At 73.0% G+C, this 19,058-nt stretch carries 18 protein-coding genes and 2 pseudogenes; 12 read left to right on the top strand and 8 right to left on the bottom strand.

Going from position 1 to position 19,058, the window contains the following annotated elements:
- The first annotated feature begins 98 nt into the window (after positions 1 to 98).
- Positions 99 to 1,553, top strand: a complete 1,455-nt coding sequence (locus ACZ3HQ_RS22580) for a glyceraldehyde-3-phosphate dehydrogenase (RefSeq protein WP_467513441.1) — start codon at positions 99 to 101, stop codon at positions 1,551 to 1,553.
- Positions 1,554 to 1,836: 283 nt separating this feature from the next.
- Here ACZ3HQ_RS22580 and ACZ3HQ_RS22575 read toward each other — a convergent pair.
- The 3 genes and pseudogenes from ACZ3HQ_RS22575 to ACZ3HQ_RS22565 form a co-directional block, all read right to left on the bottom strand.
- Positions 1,837 to 1,977: pseudogene (locus ACZ3HQ_RS22575) on the bottom strand (transposase); the annotation flags it as partial.
- A 126-nt stretch (positions 1,978 to 2,103) separates the two neighbouring features.
- Positions 2,104 to 2,514 carry a hypothetical protein gene (locus ACZ3HQ_RS22570; protein WP_467513439.1) on the bottom strand — a complete coding sequence of 137 codons (411 nt, stop codon included), beginning with the start codon at positions 2,512 to 2,514 and terminating at the stop codon, positions 2,104 to 2,106.
- Positions 2,515 to 2,613: 99 nt separating this feature from the next.
- Positions 2,614 to 2,955: a hypothetical protein gene (locus tag ACZ3HQ_RS22565; RefSeq protein WP_467513438.1), complete on the bottom strand. Its 342-nt coding sequence runs from the start codon at positions 2,953 to 2,955 to the stop codon at positions 2,614 to 2,616.
- A 349-nt stretch (positions 2,956 to 3,304) separates the two neighbouring features.
- Between ACZ3HQ_RS22565 and ACZ3HQ_RS22560 the strand changes: the two genes are divergently transcribed.
- The gene (locus ACZ3HQ_RS22560; protein WP_467513436.1) at positions 3,305 to 3,967 is read left to right on the top strand and encodes an HAD family hydrolase; all 663 of its coding nucleotides are present in this window, start codon (positions 3,305 to 3,307) and stop codon (positions 3,965 to 3,967) included.
- Here ACZ3HQ_RS22560 and ACZ3HQ_RS22555 read toward each other — a convergent pair.
- Positions 3,948 to 5,264: pseudogene (locus ACZ3HQ_RS22555) on the bottom strand (helix-turn-helix domain-containing protein). The gene ACZ3HQ_RS22560 and the pseudogene ACZ3HQ_RS22555 sit on opposite strands and share 20 nt — an antisense overlap.
- 216 nt (positions 5,265 to 5,480) lie before the next feature.
- On the opposite strand from ACZ3HQ_RS22555, the gene ACZ3HQ_RS22550 reads away from it, so the two are divergent.
- Together ACZ3HQ_RS22550 and ACZ3HQ_RS22545 are read left to right on the top strand one after the other, a co-directional pair.
- Entirely contained in the window at positions 5,481 to 6,050 is a 570-nt protein-coding gene (locus ACZ3HQ_RS22550) for a TetR/AcrR family transcriptional regulator (protein WP_376120014.1), read from the top strand.
- A gap of 32 nt (positions 6,051 to 6,082) precedes the next feature.
- Positions 6,083 to 7,261 carry a GDSL-type esterase/lipase family protein gene (locus tag ACZ3HQ_RS22545; protein WP_467513434.1) on the top strand — a complete coding sequence of 393 codons (1,179 nt, stop codon included), beginning with the start codon at positions 6,083 to 6,085 and terminating at the stop codon, positions 7,259 to 7,261.
- A 10-nt stretch (positions 7,262 to 7,271) separates the two neighbouring features.
- Here the strand turns inward: ACZ3HQ_RS22545 and ACZ3HQ_RS22540 are convergent, their stop codons facing one another.
- Entirely contained in the window at positions 7,272 to 7,901 is a 630-nt protein-coding gene (locus ACZ3HQ_RS22540) for a class F sortase (protein ID WP_467513433.1), read from the bottom strand.
- Positions 7,902 to 8,014: 113 nt separating this feature from the next.
- The gene (locus ACZ3HQ_RS22535) at positions 8,015 to 8,572 is read right to left on the bottom strand and encodes a hypothetical protein (RefSeq protein WP_467513431.1); all 558 of its coding nucleotides are present in this window, start codon (positions 8,570 to 8,572) and stop codon (positions 8,015 to 8,017) included.
- A 337-nt stretch (positions 8,573 to 8,909) separates the two neighbouring features.
- Here ACZ3HQ_RS22535 and ACZ3HQ_RS22530 point away from each other — a divergent pair, with 337 nt between their 5' ends.
- The 4 genes from ACZ3HQ_RS22530 (at position 8,910) to ACZ3HQ_RS22515 (ending at position 12,038) form a co-directional block, all read left to right on the top strand.
- The gene (locus ACZ3HQ_RS22530) at positions 8,910 to 9,776 is read left to right on the top strand and encodes a fructosamine kinase family protein (protein WP_467513429.1); all 867 of its coding nucleotides are present in this window, start codon (positions 8,910 to 8,912) and stop codon (positions 9,774 to 9,776) included.
- Between the two features lie 194 nt (positions 9,777 to 9,970).
- Positions 9,971 to 10,162 carry a putative ATP-grasp-modified RiPP gene (gene tgmA / locus ACZ3HQ_RS22525; protein ID WP_467513428.1) on the top strand — a complete coding sequence of 64 codons (192 nt, stop codon included), beginning with the start codon at positions 9,971 to 9,973 and terminating at the stop codon, positions 10,160 to 10,162.
- 16 nt (positions 10,163 to 10,178) lie between these two features.
- Complete coding sequence (tgmB, locus tag ACZ3HQ_RS22520; RefSeq protein WP_467513426.1) at positions 10,179 to 11,162, top strand: ATP-grasp ribosomal peptide maturase; 984 nt, start codon at positions 10,179 to 10,181, stop codon at positions 11,160 to 11,162.
- A gap of 36 nt (positions 11,163 to 11,198) precedes the next feature.
- Complete coding sequence (locus tag ACZ3HQ_RS22515) at positions 11,199 to 12,038, top strand: Gfo/Idh/MocA family protein (protein ID WP_467513425.1); 840 nt, start codon at positions 11,199 to 11,201, stop codon at positions 12,036 to 12,038.
- Here ACZ3HQ_RS22515 and ACZ3HQ_RS22510 read toward each other — a convergent pair.
- A complete protein-coding gene (locus ACZ3HQ_RS22510) occupies positions 12,035 to 12,940 on the bottom strand; it encodes a GNAT family N-acetyltransferase (RefSeq protein WP_467513423.1) in 906 nt (301 codons plus the stop codon). The two genes, ACZ3HQ_RS22515 and ACZ3HQ_RS22510, sit on opposite strands and share 4 nt — an antisense overlap.
- 229 nt (positions 12,941 to 13,169) lie before the next feature.
- Here ACZ3HQ_RS22510 and ACZ3HQ_RS22505 point away from each other — a divergent pair, with 229 nt between their 5' ends.
- Complete coding sequence (locus ACZ3HQ_RS22505; protein ID WP_467513422.1) at positions 13,170 to 14,288, top strand: PP2C family protein-serine/threonine phosphatase; 1,119 nt, start codon at positions 13,170 to 13,172, stop codon at positions 14,286 to 14,288.
- Between the two features lie 115 nt (positions 14,289 to 14,403).
- Positions 14,404 to 15,636: a serine hydrolase domain-containing protein gene (locus tag ACZ3HQ_RS22500; RefSeq protein WP_467513420.1), complete on the top strand. Its 1,233-nt coding sequence runs from the start codon at positions 14,404 to 14,406 to the stop codon at positions 15,634 to 15,636.
- Between the two features lie 138 nt (positions 15,637 to 15,774).
- Here the strand turns inward: ACZ3HQ_RS22500 and ACZ3HQ_RS22495 are convergent, their stop codons facing one another.
- Complete coding sequence (locus ACZ3HQ_RS22495) at positions 15,775 to 17,310, bottom strand: helix-turn-helix domain-containing protein (RefSeq protein ID WP_467513419.1); 1,536 nt, start codon at positions 17,308 to 17,310, stop codon at positions 15,775 to 15,777.
- Positions 17,311 to 17,576: 266 nt separating this feature from the next.
- On the opposite strand from ACZ3HQ_RS22495, the gene ACZ3HQ_RS22490 reads away from it, so the two are divergent.
- Together ACZ3HQ_RS22490 and ACZ3HQ_RS22485 are read left to right on the top strand one after the other, a co-directional pair.
- Positions 17,577 to 18,197, top strand: a complete 621-nt coding sequence (locus ACZ3HQ_RS22490; RefSeq protein WP_350908184.1) for an L-threonylcarbamoyladenylate synthase — start codon at positions 17,577 to 17,579, stop codon at positions 18,195 to 18,197.
- Between the two features lie 49 nt (positions 18,198 to 18,246).
- Entirely contained in the window at positions 18,247 to 19,002 is a 756-nt protein-coding gene (locus ACZ3HQ_RS22485; RefSeq protein WP_467513417.1) for a dienelactone hydrolase family protein, read from the top strand.
- Positions 19,003 to 19,058: the final 56 nt, after the last annotated feature.

The raw sequence follows: 19,058 nt of genomic DNA, 5'->3' as shown, positions 1-19,058 counted from the left end.
GGAACGCCGCCCCGGGCGACCCCCCTGACAGGCGGCTCTGGTGATCAAAGTAGGGTGTGTCTACCATATGAGCGCCGCCTAGCTCGAAAGATAGATCTGTGACTGTCAACGACGACTCGTTCACGAACTGGAAGCACCGCGAGGAGATCGCGGAGTCGATGATCCCGATCATCGGGAAGCTGCACCGCGAGCGGGACGTGACCGTCCTGCTGCACAGCCGCTCCCTGGTGAACAAGTCGGTGGTCAGCATCCTCAAGACCCACCGCTTCGCCCGGCAGATCGCGGGTGCGGAGCTGTCGGTCACCGAGACGATGCCGTTCCTCCAGGCGCTGGCCGCCCTCGACCTCGGCCCCTCCCAGATCGACCTCGGCATGCTGGCCGCGACGTACAAGGCCGACGACCGGGGACTGAGCGTGGCGGAGTTCACCGCCGACGCGGTCGCCGGGGCCACCGGCGCCGAGAAGATCGAGCGCCGGGCGCCGCGCGACGTCGTGCTGTACGGCTTCGGCCGGATCGGCCGGCTGGTCGCGCGCCTGCTGATCGAGAAGGCCGGTTCGGGCAACGGCCTGCGCCTGCGGGCCGTCGTGGTCCGGGGCGGTGGCGCCAAGGCCGCCGGCGACCTGGTCAAGCGGGCCTCGCTGCTGCGCCGCGACTCGATCCACGGCCAGTTCCAGGGCACCATCACGGTGGACGAGGACGCCAGCACGATCATCGCCAACGGCAACGAGATCAAGGTGATCTACGCCGACGACCCGTCGTCCGTGGACTACACCGAGTACGGCATCCACGACGCCATCCTGATCGACAACACCGGCAACTGGCGTGACCGCGCGGGCCTGTCGAAGCACCTGCGGCCCGGCATCGACAAGGTCGTGCTGACCGCGCCCGGCAAGGGTGACGTGCCGAACATCGTGCACGGCGTCAACCACGACACGATCAAGCCGGACGAGCAGATCCTGTCCTGCGCCTCCTGCACCACCAACGCCATCGTCCCGCCGCTGAAGGCCATGGACGACGAGTACGGGGTGCTGCGCGGCCACGTCGAGACGGTCCACTCGTTCACCAACGACCAGAACCTGCTGGACAATTACCACAAGGCCGAGCGCCGGGGCCGGTCCGCGCCGCTCAACATGGTGATCACCGAGACCGGCGCCGCGTCCGCCGTGTCGAAGGCGCTGCCGGAGCTGAAGGCGCCGATCACCGGCAGCTCGATCCGGGTGCCGGTGCCGGACGTGTCGATCGCCATCCTGAACCTGCGCCTCGGCCGCGAGACCACCCGCGAGGAGGTCCACGACTACCTGCGCGAGGTGTCACTGACCTCCCCGCTCAAGCGCCAGATCGACTTCACCACGGCGCCCGACGCGGTCTCCAGCGACTTCATCGGCTCCCGCCACGCCTCCATCGTCGACGGCGGCGCCCTGAAGGTCGACGGCGACAACGCGATCCTCTACCTCTGGTACGACAACGAGTTCGGCTACTCCTGCCAGGTGGTCCGCGTCGTCCAGCACGTCTCGGGCGTGGAGTACCCGACGTACCCGGCACCGGAGGTCTGAGAGACCCGCTAGCCGCGCTGCGCAGGTTCGCCCCGCTTACTGGACGCCGCGTCTCCCGCTCCGGCATTCCCACGCCGGAGCGGGAGGCGACGACAAGAGGCTCAGCGACGCCCGATCGGCCCCACCCTCCTCCGGGAGAGCGGTGAGTGTGACGGCAAGCGGGGTCCCGTGGCGGTCGACGATCAGGTGGTGCTTGGAGCTGGGACGAGCACGGTCGACAGGTGCAGACGCCGGCCTCGGTCCAGTCCCGCAATCGCCGCCAGGCCGTGACGGAGCAGCCCACGGTCTCGGCCGGGATGTCGCGCCAAGAGACGCCGGTCCGCAGGACGTACATGATTCCGGCGAGGGCCACCTGGTCCGGAACGCGAAGCCGCCCAGGATGGCGGCGGCGTCGTTCGGGAGGGAGCGGCAGCAGCGGGGCCACCCGCTCCCACAGGTCGTTCGGGACAAGATCAGTGCGTACCCGAGCACCCTGCCGACCACCAGCGGACAACGCACGAGGGTGCGCCACCCGGTAGGGGGTCCGGGCGACGCATCGGACGGCGCGGGGTTACAGGACCGCGACGGTGAACGCCACGGGGTTGGAGGTGGTGCTGTAGGCGGTGTAGACGGTGATGGTGTCGGCGGCGTTGCCGCAGGTCGCGGTGGGGTAGTTGCGGATGTCGAGGTTGTAGGTGCCCACCCCGGCGTTGACGTTGCCGACCACGACGGCGTCCTTGAGGGTGATGTCCGGGTCGGAGACCACAACGCAGTAGGCCGCCTGCCCGATCCTGCGGGATGAGGAGACGTTCTTGGCGGCGGTGAGGGTGCCGGCGGCGTCGACCTGGGCGGCGGCGCGGGCGTAGGGGGCGTACAGCTCGGCGGGTGCCGCCACTGCCGTACTGGCCAGGGCGGGGACCCACACCAGGGCGGCGAGGGACAGGGCGATGGCGCGAGCGCGCCCGGTGATGCTGTGAGACATGAGGGCTTCCTTCTTCTCGGCCGCCTCACCTGTGTACCGGGGCGACCGGGTTGTGCCGGCGAGCGGGTGGTCCCGCCTCGCGGCCTCAAGGCGGGTGGGTCAGGGGACGAGCAGCATGAACGGCGCGTCGGCCTGAAGGTTGCGTTCGCCGGTGTAGACGGTCACCGTCTCTGCCGCATTGCCGCACTCGGGCGACGGGCTGGTGCGCAGATTGATCGCGTACTGCGGGCCGCCGGTCGTGATGAGGGTGGCGACCGGGGTGCTGCGGCTCACCTCGATCCTGGTGGCGTCGTCGAACGTCACGCAGTAGATGCCCGTGGCAATCCTGGTGGACGACTTGATTCCCTTGGACTGGGCTCGCGTGCCGTCCGCATTGATCTGGGCGGACGCCTGGGCATACGGAGCCTTGGCCTTGACGGCCGCATCGTCCGCCATCGCCATACCCCGGCCGCCCCTGCGGCCAGGAGCGCCAGCGCCGCAGCAGTCCCGATGAGCCCCTGACGCGTCTCAATGGTCTTGATCATGACTTCCTTCCGTGGGTGTGACCGCCCAACCGGCCTGATCACGGAAGGTATGCAAGCGGGCACTAAAGGTAATGCTCAAGTCGGGAGTGGAACTCTCACCTGAACGTGTCAGAAGCGACCGTCGCGGGGAGGGAGGCGTGGAAGCGCGTGGCAAGTTACGGTCCGCCCGCGTCGCCTACCGCAACCGTCAGTCAGGCCCCCGCGACCTGTCACGGAGTCACGGGGGCCTCTTTTTGGGCACCCTGAGATGCAGTTAGCCTCGCCCCATGATTCGCGCTGTGATCTTCGACGTTGGCGAGTGTCTGGTGGACGAGACCACCGAGTACGGCACCTGGGCCGACTGGCTCGGCGTCCCCCGCCACACCTTCGCCGCCACGTTCGGCGCCGTCATCGCCCAGGGTCGGGACTACCGCGAGGTCTTCCAGGAGTTCCAGCCCGGCTTCGACCTCTACAAGGAGCGCGAGAAGCGCGCGGCGGCGGGCAAGCCGGAGCACTTCGACGAGGACGACCTCTACCCCGACGTCCGCGACGCGCTCGCAGCCCTCCGCGCGGACGGCCTGTGGCTCGGCATCGCCGGGAACCAGACCGTGCGCGCCGGCGGCATCCTTCGCGAACTGTTCACGCCGAACGTCGACCTCATCGGCACGAGCGACGACTGGGGCGCCTCGAAGCCCGACCGTGTGTTCTTCGACCGCGTTGCCCAGGTCGTTCCGGCCGAGCCCGGCGAGATGCTGTACGTCGGCGACCGCGTCGACAATGACATCGCGCCCGCCCGCGCGGCCGGCATGCACACCGCGCTCGTACGGCGTGGCCCGTGGGCGACGATCCAGTGGAACACCCAGGAAGCGGAGAAGCTCCCCACCTTCCGGGTGGAGAGCCTCCTCGAACTACCGCCGCTGATCCGCGACTTCAACGAGCGAGAGCGCTGACGGTCGTCGACCAGCCATACAGCCGGTCGTCCAACTCCCGGACGCAGCGTTCGTGCTGTTGCGGGACGAGCGCCCGCCTCACGTCTCGCACCCGCTCCATACCCGTCGCGTACCAGGTGCGCTCCAACTGCTCCAAGGCGCGGACCGGGTACTCGCACGCGGCCTCAGGCTCGCCGGCCGTAGCCTCAACGGCGGCCAAGTCGCCGAGGACGACCGTGGTCTGCTTCTCCTCGCTCGGATCGAGCGCCTCGAGGGCTTCGAGGGCTTCGAGGGCTTCGAGGGCTTCGAGGAGCTTCGTCCGGGCCTGCGGCAGATGCCCGGCCTTGAGCTGGACGTTGCCCTTGAACGCCGCGAGCCGGACGGGGCTGAACCAGTCCAGCCACTCCGGGCTCGGGTGTTCGCCGCCGCGCGCTTGGACGTCCTCCGCATGCCCGATCAGGTGCAGCGCGGTCCGCGTGTGCCCGCAGCGGGTCTCGCACTCGGCCTCGACGGCGTCCAGCCACGCCAGCAGTTCGGCCGACGCCGGGCCCCCTGCGGGCGTAGGTCCGGGCAGCCGTCATCCGCTCAACGGCCGCTTCCCGCTCGCCCGTCCAGGCCGGGATGAACGCGGTGTGCGCCAGGATGGCAGCGCCGAGAAGGACGTCGTCGGCTTCGTCGGCGGCCTGGAGCGCTCGGAGCAGGGTATGCGCGGCGCGGTCGGGCTCGCGCATGTCGAAGAACTCGACGCCGCCCGCCAGTAGCAGGGTCTCCGCCAGCGCGGCCGCGACCCGCGCCCGTGTCTGCCCGCGCGTCTCCGGCAGCAGCGCGCAGCCCATCGTGGCGTGCGCGGGGCGGCCGGATGCAGGGTAGCCGGGGCGACCGACCAGTACAGCCGCCGGTGCGAGCGGGTGACGGCCTCGTAGTCGTCGGCGGGGGTGGCGGGCTGCATGGCGACGGCCTGGGACGGCATCGCGGCCAGACCACCCGCCGTCGCCGTGGCTGCCAGCACCGTGCGGCGGGCGGGGTTCACCCCGCCTGGCGGGGTGAACCCCAGCGCCTCCAGATCCTTCCCGAGGACGCGGGTCAGGGCCTGGGCCTGATCCGGATGCGGCCAGGGTGGGGTGGCGGACTCCCACCGGCGTACGTGCCGGACCCCGACGCCGAACGCGTCGGCAAGTTCCTGCGGCGAGGGATACCCGGCGGCGATCCGGGCGGAGCGGAGACGGATGTTCCCAGATGCGACCACTGCCGCACCTCCATCGAACCGGCGCTGCTGGTGAGCACCACCAGCAGCGACCGGAGCTCGGCTGGTCACCATCACCGTCTGCTCGCCCCCATGCCAGTCGCCGCTCGACCGGCGCTCTGCCCCACCCGACAAGCGCCGATCACCCGTGCCCAGGCCACGACGGCCGCACTCCGGTCGGCGGCCGTCCGCGTTTCCGCCCATGCCTGGCCTATGCCTACGCCTGACCTCCATTTGCCTAAAACCTTTAGGCAAATACATAATCGGTCAGGTTCTACGGAAGGCGGGTTCATGGTGCGTGCGGGGCTGAGTACGGAGCGGCTGGTCCGGGCCGGGGCCGAGCTGGCCGACGAGGCCGGGTTCGAGCAGGTCACGGTGTCGGCGCTGGCCCGGCGGTTCGACGTGAAGACCGCGAGCCTGTACTCGCATCTGCGCAACTCCCACGACCTGCGGACCCGGATCGCGCTGCTCGCGCTGGAGGAGCTGGCCGACCGCGCCGCCGAGGCCCTCGCCGGCCGGGCCGGGAAGGACGCCCTGGTCGCGTTCGCCAACGCCTACCGCGACTACGCCCGCGCGCACCCCGGCCGTTTCGAGGCGGCCCGGTACCGGCTGGACCCGGAGACGGCCGCCGCGAGCGCGGGCGTCCGGCACGCGGCGATGACCCGCGCGATCCTGCGCGGCTACGACCTCGCCGAACCCGACCAGACCCATGCCGTACGCCTGCTGGGCAGCGTGTTCAGCGGCTACGTCGGCCTGGAGTCGGCGGGCGGCTTCGACCACAGCGCACCCGGTTCGCAGGAGTCCTGGGACCGCGTCCTCGACGCGCTCGACGCCCTCCTGCGCAACTGGCCCGCCTCCTGAACTCCCCCGCCCCTACTGCCGACGGACCCCCGATGACCACCGACTGGACCACCACCCCTCTCACCCCCGGCCTCGTCCGGGGCGCCCTGGAGCTGGAGCGCACCGAGCGCGGCCTCCTCCCGCACCGGCTGCCCGCGCGGGCCCGCGCCCAGTCGGCCGACCCGCAACTGCACATGGTGGAGTCCCAGCCCTCCGGTGTACGGCTGGTCTTCCGCACCCGTGCCACCGCGATCGAGCTGGACACCGTGCCCACCAAGCGGGCCTACCCCGGCCTCCCGCCCCGCCCGGACGGCGTCTACGACCTGCTGGTGGACGGACGCCCGGCGGGCAGCACCTCGGTCCTGGGCGGCGACACGCTGACCATCGACATGGCCACCGGGTCCGCCGAGCTGACCCCCGGCCCGGTCGGCACCGCGCGCTTCGGCGGGCTGTCCGCCGAGGACAAGACCGTCGAGATCTGGCTGCCGCACAACGAGACCACCGTGCTGGTCGCCCTGCGCACCGACGCGCCCGTGGAGCCCGTACCCGCGCCGGACCGCCCGGTGTGGCTGCACCACGGCAGCTCCATCAGCCACGGCTCGGACGCCGCGAGCCCGACCGGTGTCTGGCCCGCCGTCGCCGCCTCGCTCGGCGGGGTCGAACTGGTCAACCTGGGCCTCGGCGGCAGCGCCCTGCTCGACCCGTTCACCGCCCGTGCGCTGCGGGACACCCCGGCCGATGTGATCAGCGTGAAGCTGGGCATCAACCTGGTCAACACCGACCTGATGCGGCTGCGCGCGTTCGGGCCCGCCGTGCACGGATTCCTGGACACCGTCCGCGAGGGGCACCCCGACACGCCGCTGCTCGTGGTCTCCCCCATCCTGTGCCCGATGCACGAGGACACCCCCGGCCCCACGATGCCGGACCTCTCCGCGCTGAGCGAGGGCCGCCTCGCCTTCCGGGCCGCCGGGGACCCGGCGGAGACCGCCCAGGGCAAGCTGACGCTGAACGCCGTACGCGCGGAGCTGGCCCGGATCGTGGCCCAGCGCTCCGCCGAGGACCCGAACCTGCACGTCCTCGACGGGCGCGAGCTGTACGGGGAGGCCGACTTCGCGGAACTGCCGCTGCCCGACGGGCTCCACCCGGAGGGCGCCGGGCACCGGCGGATCGGCGAGCGCTTCGCCGCGCTCGCCTTCGCCCCCGACGGGCCGCTGGCGCCCCGCGCCCACTGACCGCGGCGCCTCAGACGAGGTGGCCGAAGACGACCAGGTTCTCCGTGTAGTCCTTGGCCGAGTGGTCGTAGTCCCCGGCGCAGGTGATGAGCCGGACCTCGGGACGCTTGGCGTCCGCGTACACCCGCTCGCTGGGGAAGTCGTCCTTGGCGAAGGTGTCGGCGCTGTCCACGACGAAGGTCGCGGTGTTGCCGTCGGCGCGCTCCACGGAGAAGCGGTCGCCGGGCGTCAGGTCGTCGAGGTTGGCGAAGACGGCCGCCGAAGTGGCCGTGTCCACGTGGCCGGCGATCACCGAGGTGCCCTTCTCGCCGGGTGAGGCGCCCTTGCTGTACCAGCCGACGAGGTTGGTGTTGGCCGCGGGCGGGGGTTCCAACTGGCCGTTGGAGGCGAGCACGAGGGCGGTGAAGGGCGCGTCCACGCCGATCTTCGGGATGCGCAGCCGGGTCGGCGCGGAGCGGGGCAGCGGTGCTCCCGCCCGGACCGCGCCCGCCGTCGCGGTCTTGGCGCGGGCCGTGTCGGTGCCGTCGCCCGTGCCGTGGTGGCCGCCGAACACACTGAGCGCCAGAACGGCGACGGCCACGCCCCACAGCGTCAGCCGGCCGCCGCGGCCCGCGTTCTCACCGGAAGGGTCTGCTGCCATCGGACACCACCTCGCTCGGGCACGGCAGCCCAGGGATCTGGAACAAGGGGGGCGCGGGCCGCCGACGCGGTACGGCGCCGGCGGCGGCCACGGCCCCTGGGGTGCGGGGACGGTCAGGAGGCCGGCCCGGCGGCCTTCTTGCGGCGCAGCGCGTAGGCGCCGACGGCGCCGGCGGCGAGGACGGCGACGCCGCCCGTGGTCACGCCACCGGAGCCGGCGAGGGCGCCGCCACCGGTGTGCATGCCGCCGCGCGGCTCGTCGGAGTCGCCCTTGCCGCCGCTGTCCTTGCCGCCGCTGCCGCCGCCGTCGCCCTTGTCCTTGTAGCTCTCCGGGTCGAAGCGGCTGTCGTCGCCGGAATCGGAGCTCCAGTCGTCGCTGTTGACCGCGGCGAGGGCGCCCCCACCGGTGTGCACGCCGCCGCGCGGACCGTCGCTGTCGGAGTCGGAGTCGTAGGAGTCGCGGCCGGAGTCCTTGCCGCCGGAGTCCCGGCCGCCGGACTCCTTGTCACCGTCACCGGAACCCTTGTCCCGGTCCGAGTCGCTGTCCTGCTGCTTGTTGTACGAGGAGTCGTCCCGGCCGCCGTCGTCCCCGGCGAGCGCGGTGCCGGGGGTGGCCAGGGCGAGGGCGGCGGACGCGGCCGCCGTGGCGAGAAGAATGCGGGCAGAGCGCATGTCGGAGTCCTTCCGCCGTGGCCGGGCAGCGGATTCCTCATCGGCTGACATGACCCGGCCTCGACATGATCCACCGTCGGACCGGCCGTCGCCGCGCACCATCCGGGCCGTCCAGCCGGGTCAGCTCTCCACCCGTCTGCCGCAGCGACACGCCGGTACGACCCCCGAACGGGCCGACCGATCACCCGTCCGGCGGGCGGGCGCGGGCCCCGGCCGGTCCTCGGGGGCGGAACGGACGTCACCGCCCGGCATTCCGGGCAAACTTGGCCGAAAATTGTCGTAGCAATGCTCGAAGTTCCTGACGTGGCGGGGCTTTTGCGGGTCGTACCCTGGGGCCGTGATCGAGCGAGTCGAAGATCCAGCGCTGACGGCGGCCCGGCTCACCGGGCGCCGGGTCACGGGCGGCCCGGTGGGGACCGGATCGCCCGCCGAGGTCACCCTCGAGGACGGCACCACCGTCATGGTCAAGCGCGGCGACGGCCCCGGCGCGGTGCGCGCCGAGGCGGCCGGGCTGCGCTGGCTCGGTGCGGCGCGTGCGGTGCGGGTGCCGGAGGTGCTCGGGCACGACGAGTGGTCCCTGGTCAGCGAACGGGTGCCGACCGGCGCCCCCGACGCCGGAGCCGCGACGCGTTTCGGCCGCGCGCTGGCGGCCCTGCACGCCTCCGGCGCCCCCGCGTTCGGCGCCGCCCCGCCGGACGGGCCCGAGGAGGCGTACATCGGCCGGGCGCCGATGCGCAACGTCCTGAGTGACGACTGGCCCTCCTGGTACGCCGGGCACCGGGTGCTGCCGTATCTGCGGTCCGCCGTCGACGCGGGCACGGTGCGGCCGGGCGAGGCCGGGGTGATCGAGGCGGTGTGCGAGCGGCTGCCCGCGCTCGCCGGTCCCGCCGAGCCGCCCGCGCGGCTCCACGGCGACCTCTGGCAGGGCAACGTGCTGTGGGGCGCCGACGGCGAGGTCCGTGTCATCGACCCGGCGGCGCACGGCGGCCACCGGGAGACCGACCTGGCGATGCTCCGCCTCTTCGGCTGCCCGCACCTGGAGCGGGTGCTCGACGGCTACCAGGAGACGAGCCCCCTCGCCGACGGCTGGCGCGACCGGGTCGGGGCGCACCAGCTCTTCCCGCTGCTGGTGCACGCGGTGCTGTTCGGCCGGGGCTACGCGGAACAGGCCCTGTCCGCCGCGCGCGCCACCTTGGCCGGGTGAAGCAGGCTCACACCGAGGGCCGACGGGGCAGACGAATGTGCGGTGGGGCGCAGCCACCGCGCCCCGCGCGGCGTCCTTCCTGCTGACCCATCGGTTCACGGTGCCTCCCTCCGGGCTCTGGTCACGGAGTGTGAGGAAACCAACCACTCGTTCGATTCGTATAAGGACGTGAAGGACGAAACAGGGGAGAGACCATGCAACCGTTCACGCTCAACTACGCACGGCCTACCGGGCAGTTGGATGTCACCACTCCGTACGCGTACGACTCCGCCCTGCAGTTGAACGTCCTGCCGGACGGGCGGATCGCCGCGACCGACCACGCGATCCTGCTCGCCCTGGGGACGACCACCTCCACGGCGGGCTCCAAGACGCACTTCGACGACTGATCGCGGGCCTTCGACGATGACCGTGCTCATCCTGACCAGTGACGAGGACGTCACGGCGGACATGGTGGTCCTGCGGCTGGGCGAGGCGGGCGTGCCCGTCGTCCGGTTCGACCCCGCCGACCTCACCAACGGGGTGGCGCTCTCCGGCGAGTACACGGGGGACGCGCTGGGCGGCCAACTGGCCGTCGGCGGGCGTCTGGTCGGGATGAGCGGCCTGCGCTCCATCTGGGTGCGCAGGCCGGGCGACGCGGCCGCCCGTGCCGCCCAGCCGTCCTCCTGGCTGACCCAGGAGTCGGCGCAGGCGCTGTACGGGATGCTGCGGTGCAGCGACGCCCGCTGGATGAACCATCCGGACGCGGCCCGCCGCGCCCGGCACAAGCCGTGGCAGTTGCGGCTCGCCCAGCGCAGCGGGCTGCCGGTGCCGGCCACGCTGATCACCACCTTCCCGGAGACGGCGCGGCAGTTCGCCGAGCGGCACCGGGACGTGGTGGTCAAGCCGGTCTCGGGCGCGCATCCGCAGGAGCCGCCGCGCGCGGTGCCGACCAGCCGGGTGGCACCCGGCACCGACTTCAGCGCGGTGGCCTTCGGGCCGACGCTGCTCCAGCGGCGGGTGGCCAAGCGGGCCGACATCCGGCTGACGGCGGTCGGGGACCGGCTGCTGGCGGCGCGCAAACCGGTCGATCCGGCTGCCCACCCCGACCATGTGGACGTCCGCTTCGCCCCGTCCGTCTCCCCCTGGCTCGCCGCCGAGGTGCCGCCTCGGGTGGCGGTGTCGGTCCGCCGCTACCTGAAGGCCGCCGAACTGTCCTACGGCGCCTTCGACTTCGCGGAGGACGCGGAGGGGACCTGGTGGTTCCTGGAGTGCAATCAGTCGGGCCAGTTCGGTTTCGTCGAGCTGGACACCGGTCAGCCGATCGCGGAGACGATCGCCCACTGGCTGGCCGGAGACGACCGGCCCGTGGAGCCGTATTCCCACGGGAACAGGGACGCCGTGCCCTGATGCCGTAGGAATACGGCGGGAAGAAGGGAGCGCTCGATGCGCATCGGACTGCTGGGAACGGGCCCCTGGGCGCGCGCCGCACACGCCCCGGCGCTGGCCGGTCACCCCGGAGTGGAGTTCGCCGGGGTGTGGGGTCGCCGCCCGGAGGCGGCGGCCGCGCTGGCCGGGGAGTACGGGGTGCGGGCGTACCCGGACGTGGACGAGCTGCTGGCCGATGCGGTGCGCGCGGCGCGGGCCGGACGGCATCTGCTGCTGGACAAGCCGCTGGCGCTGGGGGTGGCCGAGGCGCGGGCGGTGGCCGAGGAGGCGGAGCGGGCCCGGGTGGCGTCGGTGGTGTTCTTCACCACCCGCTTCCAGAAGGAGCCGGAGGCGTGGATCGGGGAACAGGCCGCCGAGGCGGGGTGGTTCACGGCGCGGGCGCAGTGGCTGGGCTCGGTGTTCACCAGCGACAGCCCGTTCGCGGCGTCGGCGTGGCGGCGGGAGCGGGGCGCGTTGTGGGACGTGGGCCCGCACGCGCTGTCGGTCCTGCTGCCGGTGCTGGGTGACGTACGGCAGGTGCTCGCGGCCGCGCACGGTCCCGCGGACACCGTGCATCTGGTGCTGGACCACGCCACCGGGGCGTCGAGCACGCTGACCCTGAGTCTGTCGGCGCCGCCCTCGGCGGCCGGGGCCGATGTGGAGCTGCGGGGCGAGTCGGGGGTGGCGCTGCTGCCGAGGAGCTCGGAGGGCGCGGTGCCCGCGCTGGCCCGTGCGGTGGACGCGCTGGAGTCCGCCGCCCGCACCGGCCGCCGACACGCCTGCGACGCCGCGTTCGGCCTCCGGGTGACGGAGATCCTCGCGGCGGCGCAGGCGCGGCTCAGCGAACCGGCCGACTAGCCGGCCGGTTCCCCGTCCGCCCAGAAGTTCACGCGCTCCCGGACGACGGGGTAGCCGGCCGTGGCGAAGTGGGCGGCCATCGGGAAGTTCCCCTGGTCGGTGGCGGCCGCGATGAAGTCGGCGCCCTGGTCGGCGAGGAAGCGGGTGCAGTCGGCCAGCAGGTCATAGGCGTAGCCGTGGCCGCGCTGCTCGGGGACCACGCCGATGAACCCGACGCAGGGCCCGGAGGGGTTGCGGGCCGGGACGTGGATGCCGGCGATCTCGCCCTCGGGGGTGCGGGCCAGGCGCCACCACTCGCGGGGCGAGGGGCACCAGTGGAAGAAGTCCAGCTCCTGCTGGGCGGCCAGTTCGACACCGCCCTTCTCGACGGCACGGAGGGCGTGGGCGTCCAGGGTGACGGAGTGGATGCGGCGCAGGACGTCGAGGAACACGGCGTCGTCCGGTTCCGGGGTGAACTCCAGGCGGCCGGGCTGCTCGGGCAGGCCCAGGCCGGGGGTCCAGCGGTAGAGGAAGCGCTCGACGAGGGGCTCGTACCCGGCGAGGCGGGCGGCGGCGGTGCGGGTGGCGACGGCGGAGGCCAGCGCCGGGTCGTCGCGCCAGCCGGGCGGGAGGTCGAGTTCCAGTTCCGGGGTGGCCCACGGGGCGGTGCGCAGCAGTTCGGCGCCCGCCTCCTCCTCGCCCTCGGCCACGTCGAACCAGTTGATCAGCAGCGGGGTCGGGTCCTCGGCGCGGGCCCACCAGGCGGCGCGGGCGACGGGGCGTCCGTCGCGCAGGGCGACGCGCTGCCAGTCGGGGCGGTAGTGGGTGGTGCGGTGCCGCTCGCTCAGGCCGAGCGGGTCGGGCGAGTCGTGGAACAGGTGGGCACTGCTCGGGTCGAGCGTGCGGATGACCGGTGCGGTCAAGGTGTCCTCCGGGAAGATGTGCCTGTGGTCAAGGCGCTCCCGGTCCGGTCAGGGGCACACCCGGATGACGGAGTGGGGGGAGCGCGCGTGCTGTGGGATGTACATGACGCTCGCCTCCCTTCTGGTCCGTCACGGGGCGTGCTCGCGCCACAGTAGGGGAACTCCCGCGCGGGCGTCCACGGGTTTTACGGGGCGGGCGGCGGGGGCGGCCCCGGCGTAGCGTGGGCGTGTGAGATCGCCGCGTGGCTGGTCGCCGGGCCGAACGCGGGAGCGGCGCGGGTGGCTGCGGGGCGCTCCCCCGCCGCCGTGGGTGCGGGTGCTCCCGGTGCTGCTGCTGATCGCGGTCACGCTGGCCACCCTCTTCACCCCGCACGCCAGCGATCTGGGTTTCCTCCTCGGCGCGATCCCGCCGCTGGCGGTGCTGTCGTACGGGCCCCTGGCCACGGCGGTGCTGGGCGCGCTGGTGATCGTGTCGCTGCTGGTGCCGTTGACCCATCTCGACCGGCCGGGCGACACCGACCTGCTGACCATCGCCTTCGTGGCCCTGCTGAGCGTGTTCGTGTCCTACGTGCGCAGCCGCCGGGACGCCCAGTTGGACACCGAGCGGGAGATCGGCGAGGCGGTGCAGCGGGCGGTGATGCCGCCGTTGCCGGAGCGGGTCGGGGACCTGCGGTGCGTGGGGTTCAGCCGGGCCGCGCAGGACGGGACGCTGCTGGGCGGGGACTTCTTCGACGTCCGCGACGGGCCCTACGGGGTGCGGGCGGTCATGGGGGACGTGCAGGGGCACGGGCTGTCGGCGGTGCGGACGGTGGTGGCGCTGCTGGGCGCGTTCCGGGAGGCGGCGCTGGACCAGCGGGCGCTGGAGGCGGTGGCCGCCCGGATGGACCGCAGGCTGGCGGTGGACTCGTCCGGGGTCCGGCACGCGGAGCTGTTCGCCACGGCGGTGCTGCTGGAGTTCTCCGCGGACACCCGGACGGTACGGGTGGTGACCTGCGGGCATCCGCCACCGGTCCTGCTGCGCGCCGGGCGGGCGCGGGAGCTGACGGTGGCGCCGGGCCCGCCGCTGGGCATCGGCCTCCTCGGTGTCGACCCGCCGAAGGAGGTCACGGTGACCCTGGGCCCGGGCGACCGTCTGCTGATCGCCACCGACGGCCTGTGGGAGGCGCGGGACACCTCCGGCCGCTTCTATCCGCTGCCCGACCGCCTGGCCGCCCTCGCGGACACCGGCACCACCGCGCTCCCGGACGCCCTGTGGGAGGACGTACGCCACCTCGGCCACCGCGTGGACGACGACGCCAGTGTGCTGGTCCTGGCCCCGGAGAGGAGCACGGAGCAGGCGCCCCGCTGAGCCCCGGCGCTCACCCGAACGGCCGACGGGCGAGGCCGGGGAAGCGCTCCTATGCTGAAAACCCCGGGGTGTCAGCCCCGCCGCAGCTCCGGCTCTCATGTGCTTGGAGTCAGCCATGCCCCGTTCCCCAGCACGCCTGCGCCGGAGGCTCGCCACCGCGGCCGCGCTCGGCGCACTCGTCGTCCCGCTCACCGCGGCCCCCTCCCTGGCGGCACCGCCCACCGCGCCGTCCCCGAGCCCCTCCCCCACGGGCCCCGACGTACAGGCCCTCACGCCCGAGGTGAACCGGCAGATCGACGACGCCGTCCAGCGGGTGATGCGCGAAGCGAACGTCCCCGGCGTCACGGTCGGGGTCTGGACCCCCGACAAGGGGAATTACGTCCGCTCCTTCGGCGTCGCCGACAAGAGCAGCAAGCGCCCGATGTCCCCGGACCTGTACATGCGGATCGGCAGCGAGACCAAGACGTTCACCGTCACGGCGCTGCTGCAACTGGTCGACCAGGGAAAGGTGGATCTGGACGACCCGATCGGCCGGTACATCGCCGACGTGCCGAACGGCGACAAGATCACGCTGCGCCAACTCGCCGACATGCGCAGCGGCCTGTTCAACTACTCCCAGGACCCCGACTTCGTCAAGGCGCTCACCTCGGACCCGCAACGCCCCTTCACTCCGCGGCAGTTGCTCGACTACGCCTTCAAGCACCCGGTGCAGTTCCAGCCGGGCACGAAGTTCGACTACTCCAACACCAATCTGATCCTGCTCGGTCTGGTCGTGGAGCAGCAGAGCGGGCAGGGGCTCGGGGACTACATCCAGCAGCATGTGCTGGACCCCGCCGGGATGAAGCACACCTCGTTCCCCGAGGGCGCCGAGTTCCCGAAGCCGCACGCGCAGGGGTACACCGACCAGACGGCGGACGGGAAGATCGTGGAGACGGCCGGCTGGAACCCGTCCTGGGGCTGGGCGGCCGGCGCGATGGTCTCGGACCTGGAGGACCTGCGGGTGTGGTCCCGCACGGTGGCCACCGGGCGGTTCCCGGACGGCGGGCAGATGGTCTCCCCCGCCACCCAGCGCCAGCGCCTGCTCACCCCGCCGACCGGCTACCCGGACGCGGGCTACGGCCTGGGCATCTTCAATGTGCACGGCTGGATCGGCCACAACGGCTCGCTGCCGGGGTACGAGTCGCTGACGGTGTATCTGCCCTCGGCGCGCACCTCGCTGGTGGTGCTGCTGAACACCGACATCGTCCACGACGGCGAGGAGCCGAGCACCCTGTTCGGACAGGCCATCACCAAGGTGATCTCCCCCGCCCACGTCTTCGACCTGCCCGCGCAGAACGCCCAGCACTGAACCAGGTGCCGGGCGCGGGCGTGCGAGAGGGGTACGACCGGCCCCCCGCTCCGGTCGTACCCCCGCTGGACTGCCGAACTTAACCGCGCCGCCTCGCGGTGACCATCGCAGCGGTGCCCGGTCCGTGCCGGTGAGCACTCACCCGTGCACAGGTGCGTCCGCTTGGTCCCCGTTCGCTCTGGCCTCGGGGGCGGCGAGGGTGCCGTCCGCGAGGTGGGCGAGGACCACCTCGTACAGGTCGCTGCCGCCCGCGAGGAGCTGGCGTTCGAGTACGGGTTCGGCGGCGCGGACGTGTTCGCGGACCGTCTGGGCGTGCACGCCCCGCTGTTTCGCGGCGCGTTCGGCGTTGGCGCCGGCCGAGATCCAGGCGCTGAGGGTGGCGCGCAGGTCGCGGTTGTCGCCGTCCAGCCGGCCGAGCAGGTCGCGGGCCCAGTCGCGCAGCGCGGCGGAGTCGAGCAGGTCGGTGAAGCGCGGCCCGGTGTGCGGGGGCTGGGCGGTGCCGGGGTCGTAGGGGCCCTGCGCCGCCTCGGTGAGCAGGGCGAGGCGGACGGCGGTGCGGGTGGTGAGGTCGGTCAGGTCGGTGTCCAGCAGAGTCTGGAGCCGCTCCATGCGGGCGCGGACGGTGTTGCGGCTGACGCCGAGCATCTTGGCGGCGCTGACCGCGGTGAAGTCCAGGCCCAGCCGCGTGGTGGCGAGCAGCTCGGCGCGGGTGTGGTGGGGCAGGGTGTCCAGCGGGCGCAGGGTCCGGGCGGACCAGGTGCGCAGCGCGGCCGGGTCCAGCAGCCGCTCGGGGTGGGTGCGCTCGGCGTAGACGGCGCAGCGGCCGGGGCTGAACCGGGCGACGGCGAGGGCACTGACTGCCTGGCCGTAGGCCGTGGCGGTGCGGGCGAGGCGCTGGTGGCGGCTGCCGCCGAGGTAGGTGTCCGGGCGGTCGGCGACCAGGGTGCGCAGCCTCTCCCCCGGCGCCGAGGCGGGGCTGACGACGATGACATGGCCGTCCATGGCGGGGCAGCGCACGACCAGCGCGCGGCCCTCGGTGAGGTCGGCGCACTCCTCGGCGAGGGCGTCGCGTCCGGCGGGCGTGCCCTCGACGACGTAGACGCGGGCGGTGTCCTGTTCGAGCAGGCCGGGCCAGAGTCCGGCGGCGACGCGGCGTGCGGAGACCACGTCCTCCACCATGAGCAGTTGCAGGATGGCCAGGCGCAGATCGGCGGAGGCGCGGCGCAACCGGCGTGCGGAGCGGGCGAGTTCACCCTCCCTGAGCAGCAGGCCTAGGATTCCGGCGGTGCGGTGGACGATCTCGGCGGCGCGCCGGTCGAAGGGTTCGGGCCGGGCCACGGTGAGCACGGCGCCGGCCGCGCGGCCGGGTCCGGGGTGGCGGATGCCGACCAGGTGGACATGGCGTCCGCCGTCCTCCAGGGCGGCGGCGGAGATCCGGCCGGTGGCCACGTCGGCGCGGATCGCGGGATCGACGGGGAGGCGGTCACCGGCGAGGAGCCGGCCGTCGGCGTCCTCGAGGCCGACGGCGGCGCGCACGGTGCGGGCGAGCCACGCGGCGACCCGGCGCGGGTGCCGCACCGCGGGACGCAACTGGTCGAGCAGCTCTTCCGCCCACGTGGCGGCGGTGTCGTACGGCGGTGGGCCCTGGGTGCCCTCGCCGGCTCGGGCGGCCACGTCGTGCACCTCGTCCCCGTCCCCGTCTCGGCCTCGGCGTTCGACGGCCGACGTTACCCGACACCTCCGCCGCGCGTCGCCGGGTGAACACGGACAAAGCTCCGCCGGTGGCCTGGGGGGCGTTGGCCACCGGCGGAGACGGCGGGGTCCGGAGCCGGGGGGGTGCTCCGGGTGCCTCGACGTGCTGATGCCCCGGCTGCCGCGTCCTACACCCGGCCGGGTGGGGGTTGCGCGAGTGACGGGAGGTGACGGCTTAAGCTCGGCGGATGGCCAAGTACTTCGACGTGCACCCCGACAACCCGCAGCCCCGCGCCGTGGCGCAGATCGCGGACGCGGTCCGGTCGGGGTCGCTGATCGCTTATCCCACGGACTCGTGTTACGCGCTCGGGTGCAAGCTGGGCAGCAAGGACGGCATGGAGCGCATCCGCTCCATCCGCAGGCTGGACGACCGGCACCACTTCACGCTGATGTGCCAGAACTTCGCGCAGCTCGGGCAGTTCGTCCGTATCGACAACGACGTGTTCCGCGCGGTGAAGGCGGCGACGCCCGGCAGCTACACCTTCATCCTGCCGGCCACCCGCGAGGTGCCGCGCATGCTGCTGCACCCGAAGAAGAAGACCGTGGGCGTGCGCATCCCCGACCATGTGGCGACCCAGGCGCTGCTGGCCGAGCTGGGCGAGCCGCTGGTGTCCAGCACGCTGCTGCTCCCGGACGAGGAGGAGCCGCTGACCCAGGGCTGGGAGATCAAGGACCGGCTCGACCACGTGGTGGACGCGGTGGTCGACTCCGGCGAGTGCGGCACCGAGCCGACCACGGTGGTGGACTTCTCCAGCGGCGAGGCGGAGATCGTGCGGGTGGGCGCGGGCGACCCCGCGCGGTTCGAGTAGACCCACACCGCCCCGCACCGGCCCGGACCGACCAGGAAGCGTGCTCGTCATGACCGACGTACAGGGAACGACCGTCACCATCCCCACGCGGGACGGCGACGCCGATGCCTATCTGACCCACCCCGCCGACGGACGGCCGTATCCCGGCGTCCTCTTCTACCAGGACGCCTACGGGCTGCGGCCCTGGCTGAAGGGGATGGCCGACCGGCTGGCCGCCGAGGGGTACACCGTGCTCGTGCCCAACGTCTTCTACCGGCAGGGGAAAGCCCCGGTGGTGGAGCTGCCCGACTTCATCGACCCGGAGTCCGACCCCGCGATCTGGGAGCGGCTCGGCCCGCTGGTGCACTCACTGACGCCCGAGCAGGCGGAGGTGGACGCGGACGCGTTCCTGGGCCGGCTGGAGGAGTCCCCGCTGGTCGCGGCCGGGCCGGTGGCGGTGACCGGGTACTGCATGGGCGCCCGGCTGGCGCTGCGCGCGGCGGCCACGCATCCCGAGCAGGTGGCGGCGGCCGCCGGGTTCCACGGCGGCAACCTGGCCACCGACGCCCCGGACAGCCCGCATCTGGGCGCCGGCCGCATCACGGCGGAGCTGTACTTCGGCCACGCCGACCAGGACCCCTCGATGCCCGAGGAGCAGATGCGCCGCCTGGACGACGCGCTCACGGCCGCCGGGGTCCGTCACACCAGCGAGGTCTACGAGGGCGCGCCGCACGGCTACACCCAGAAGGACACCTCGTCCTACGACGCGGCGGCCGAGGAGCGCCACTGGGAGGCGCTCAACTCCCTCCTGCGGCGCACCTTCTGACGATCGCTCGGGTAACGGAACGTGTTCGGTTCAACTGATTGACACGTCCGTGACAC

It is taken from the genome of Streptomyces sp. NPDC018263, from assembly GCF_055562575.1.
This window is presented reverse-complemented; position numbering and strand designations above follow the sequence as displayed.

Bases quoted from the DNA above. Each gene is read 5' to 3' on its own strand.
- ACZ3HQ_RS22550 (WP_376120014.1), top strand. From the start codon at position 5,481: ATGGTGCGTGCGGGGCTGAGTACGGAGCGGCTGGTCCGGGCCGGGGCC.
- ACZ3HQ_RS22535 (WP_467513431.1), bottom strand. From the start codon at position 8,572: ATGCGCTCTGCCCGCATTCTTCTCGCCACGGCGGCCGCGTCCGCCGCC.
- ACZ3HQ_RS22490 (WP_350908184.1), top strand. From the start codon at position 17,577: ATGGCCAAGTACTTCGACGTGCACCCCGACAACCCGCAGCCCCGCGCC.
- tgmA (WP_467513428.1), top strand. From the start codon at position 9,971: ATGCAACCGTTCACGCTCAACTACGCACGGCCTACCGGGCAGTTGGAT.
- ACZ3HQ_RS22565 (WP_467513438.1), bottom strand. From the start codon at position 2,955: ATGGCGATGGCGGACGATGCGGCCGTCAAGGCCAAGGCTCCGTATGCC.
- ACZ3HQ_RS22500 (WP_467513420.1), top strand. From the start codon at position 14,404: ATGCCCCGTTCCCCAGCACGCCTGCGCCGGAGGCTCGCCACCGCGGCC.
- ACZ3HQ_RS22515 (WP_467513425.1), top strand. From the start codon at position 11,199: ATGCGCATCGGACTGCTGGGAACGGGCCCCTGGGCGCGCGCCGCACAC.
- ACZ3HQ_RS22560 (WP_467513436.1), top strand. From the start codon at position 3,305: ATGATTCGCGCTGTGATCTTCGACGTTGGCGAGTGTCTGGTGGACGAG.
- tgmB (WP_467513426.1), top strand. From the start codon at position 10,179: ATGACCGTGCTCATCCTGACCAGTGACGAGGACGTCACGGCGGACATG.
- ACZ3HQ_RS22545 (WP_467513434.1), top strand. From the start codon at position 6,083: ATGACCACCGACTGGACCACCACCCCTCTCACCCCCGGCCTCGTCCGG.
- ACZ3HQ_RS22540 (WP_467513433.1), bottom strand. From the start codon at position 7,901: ATGGCAGCAGACCCTTCCGGTGAGAACGCGGGCCGCGGCGGCCGGCTG.
- ACZ3HQ_RS22570 (WP_467513439.1), bottom strand. From the start codon at position 2,514: ATGTCTCACAGCATCACCGGGCGCGCTCGCGCCATCGCCCTGTCCCTC.
- ACZ3HQ_RS22485 (WP_467513417.1), top strand. From the start codon at position 18,247: ATGACCGACGTACAGGGAACGACCGTCACCATCCCCACGCGGGACGGC.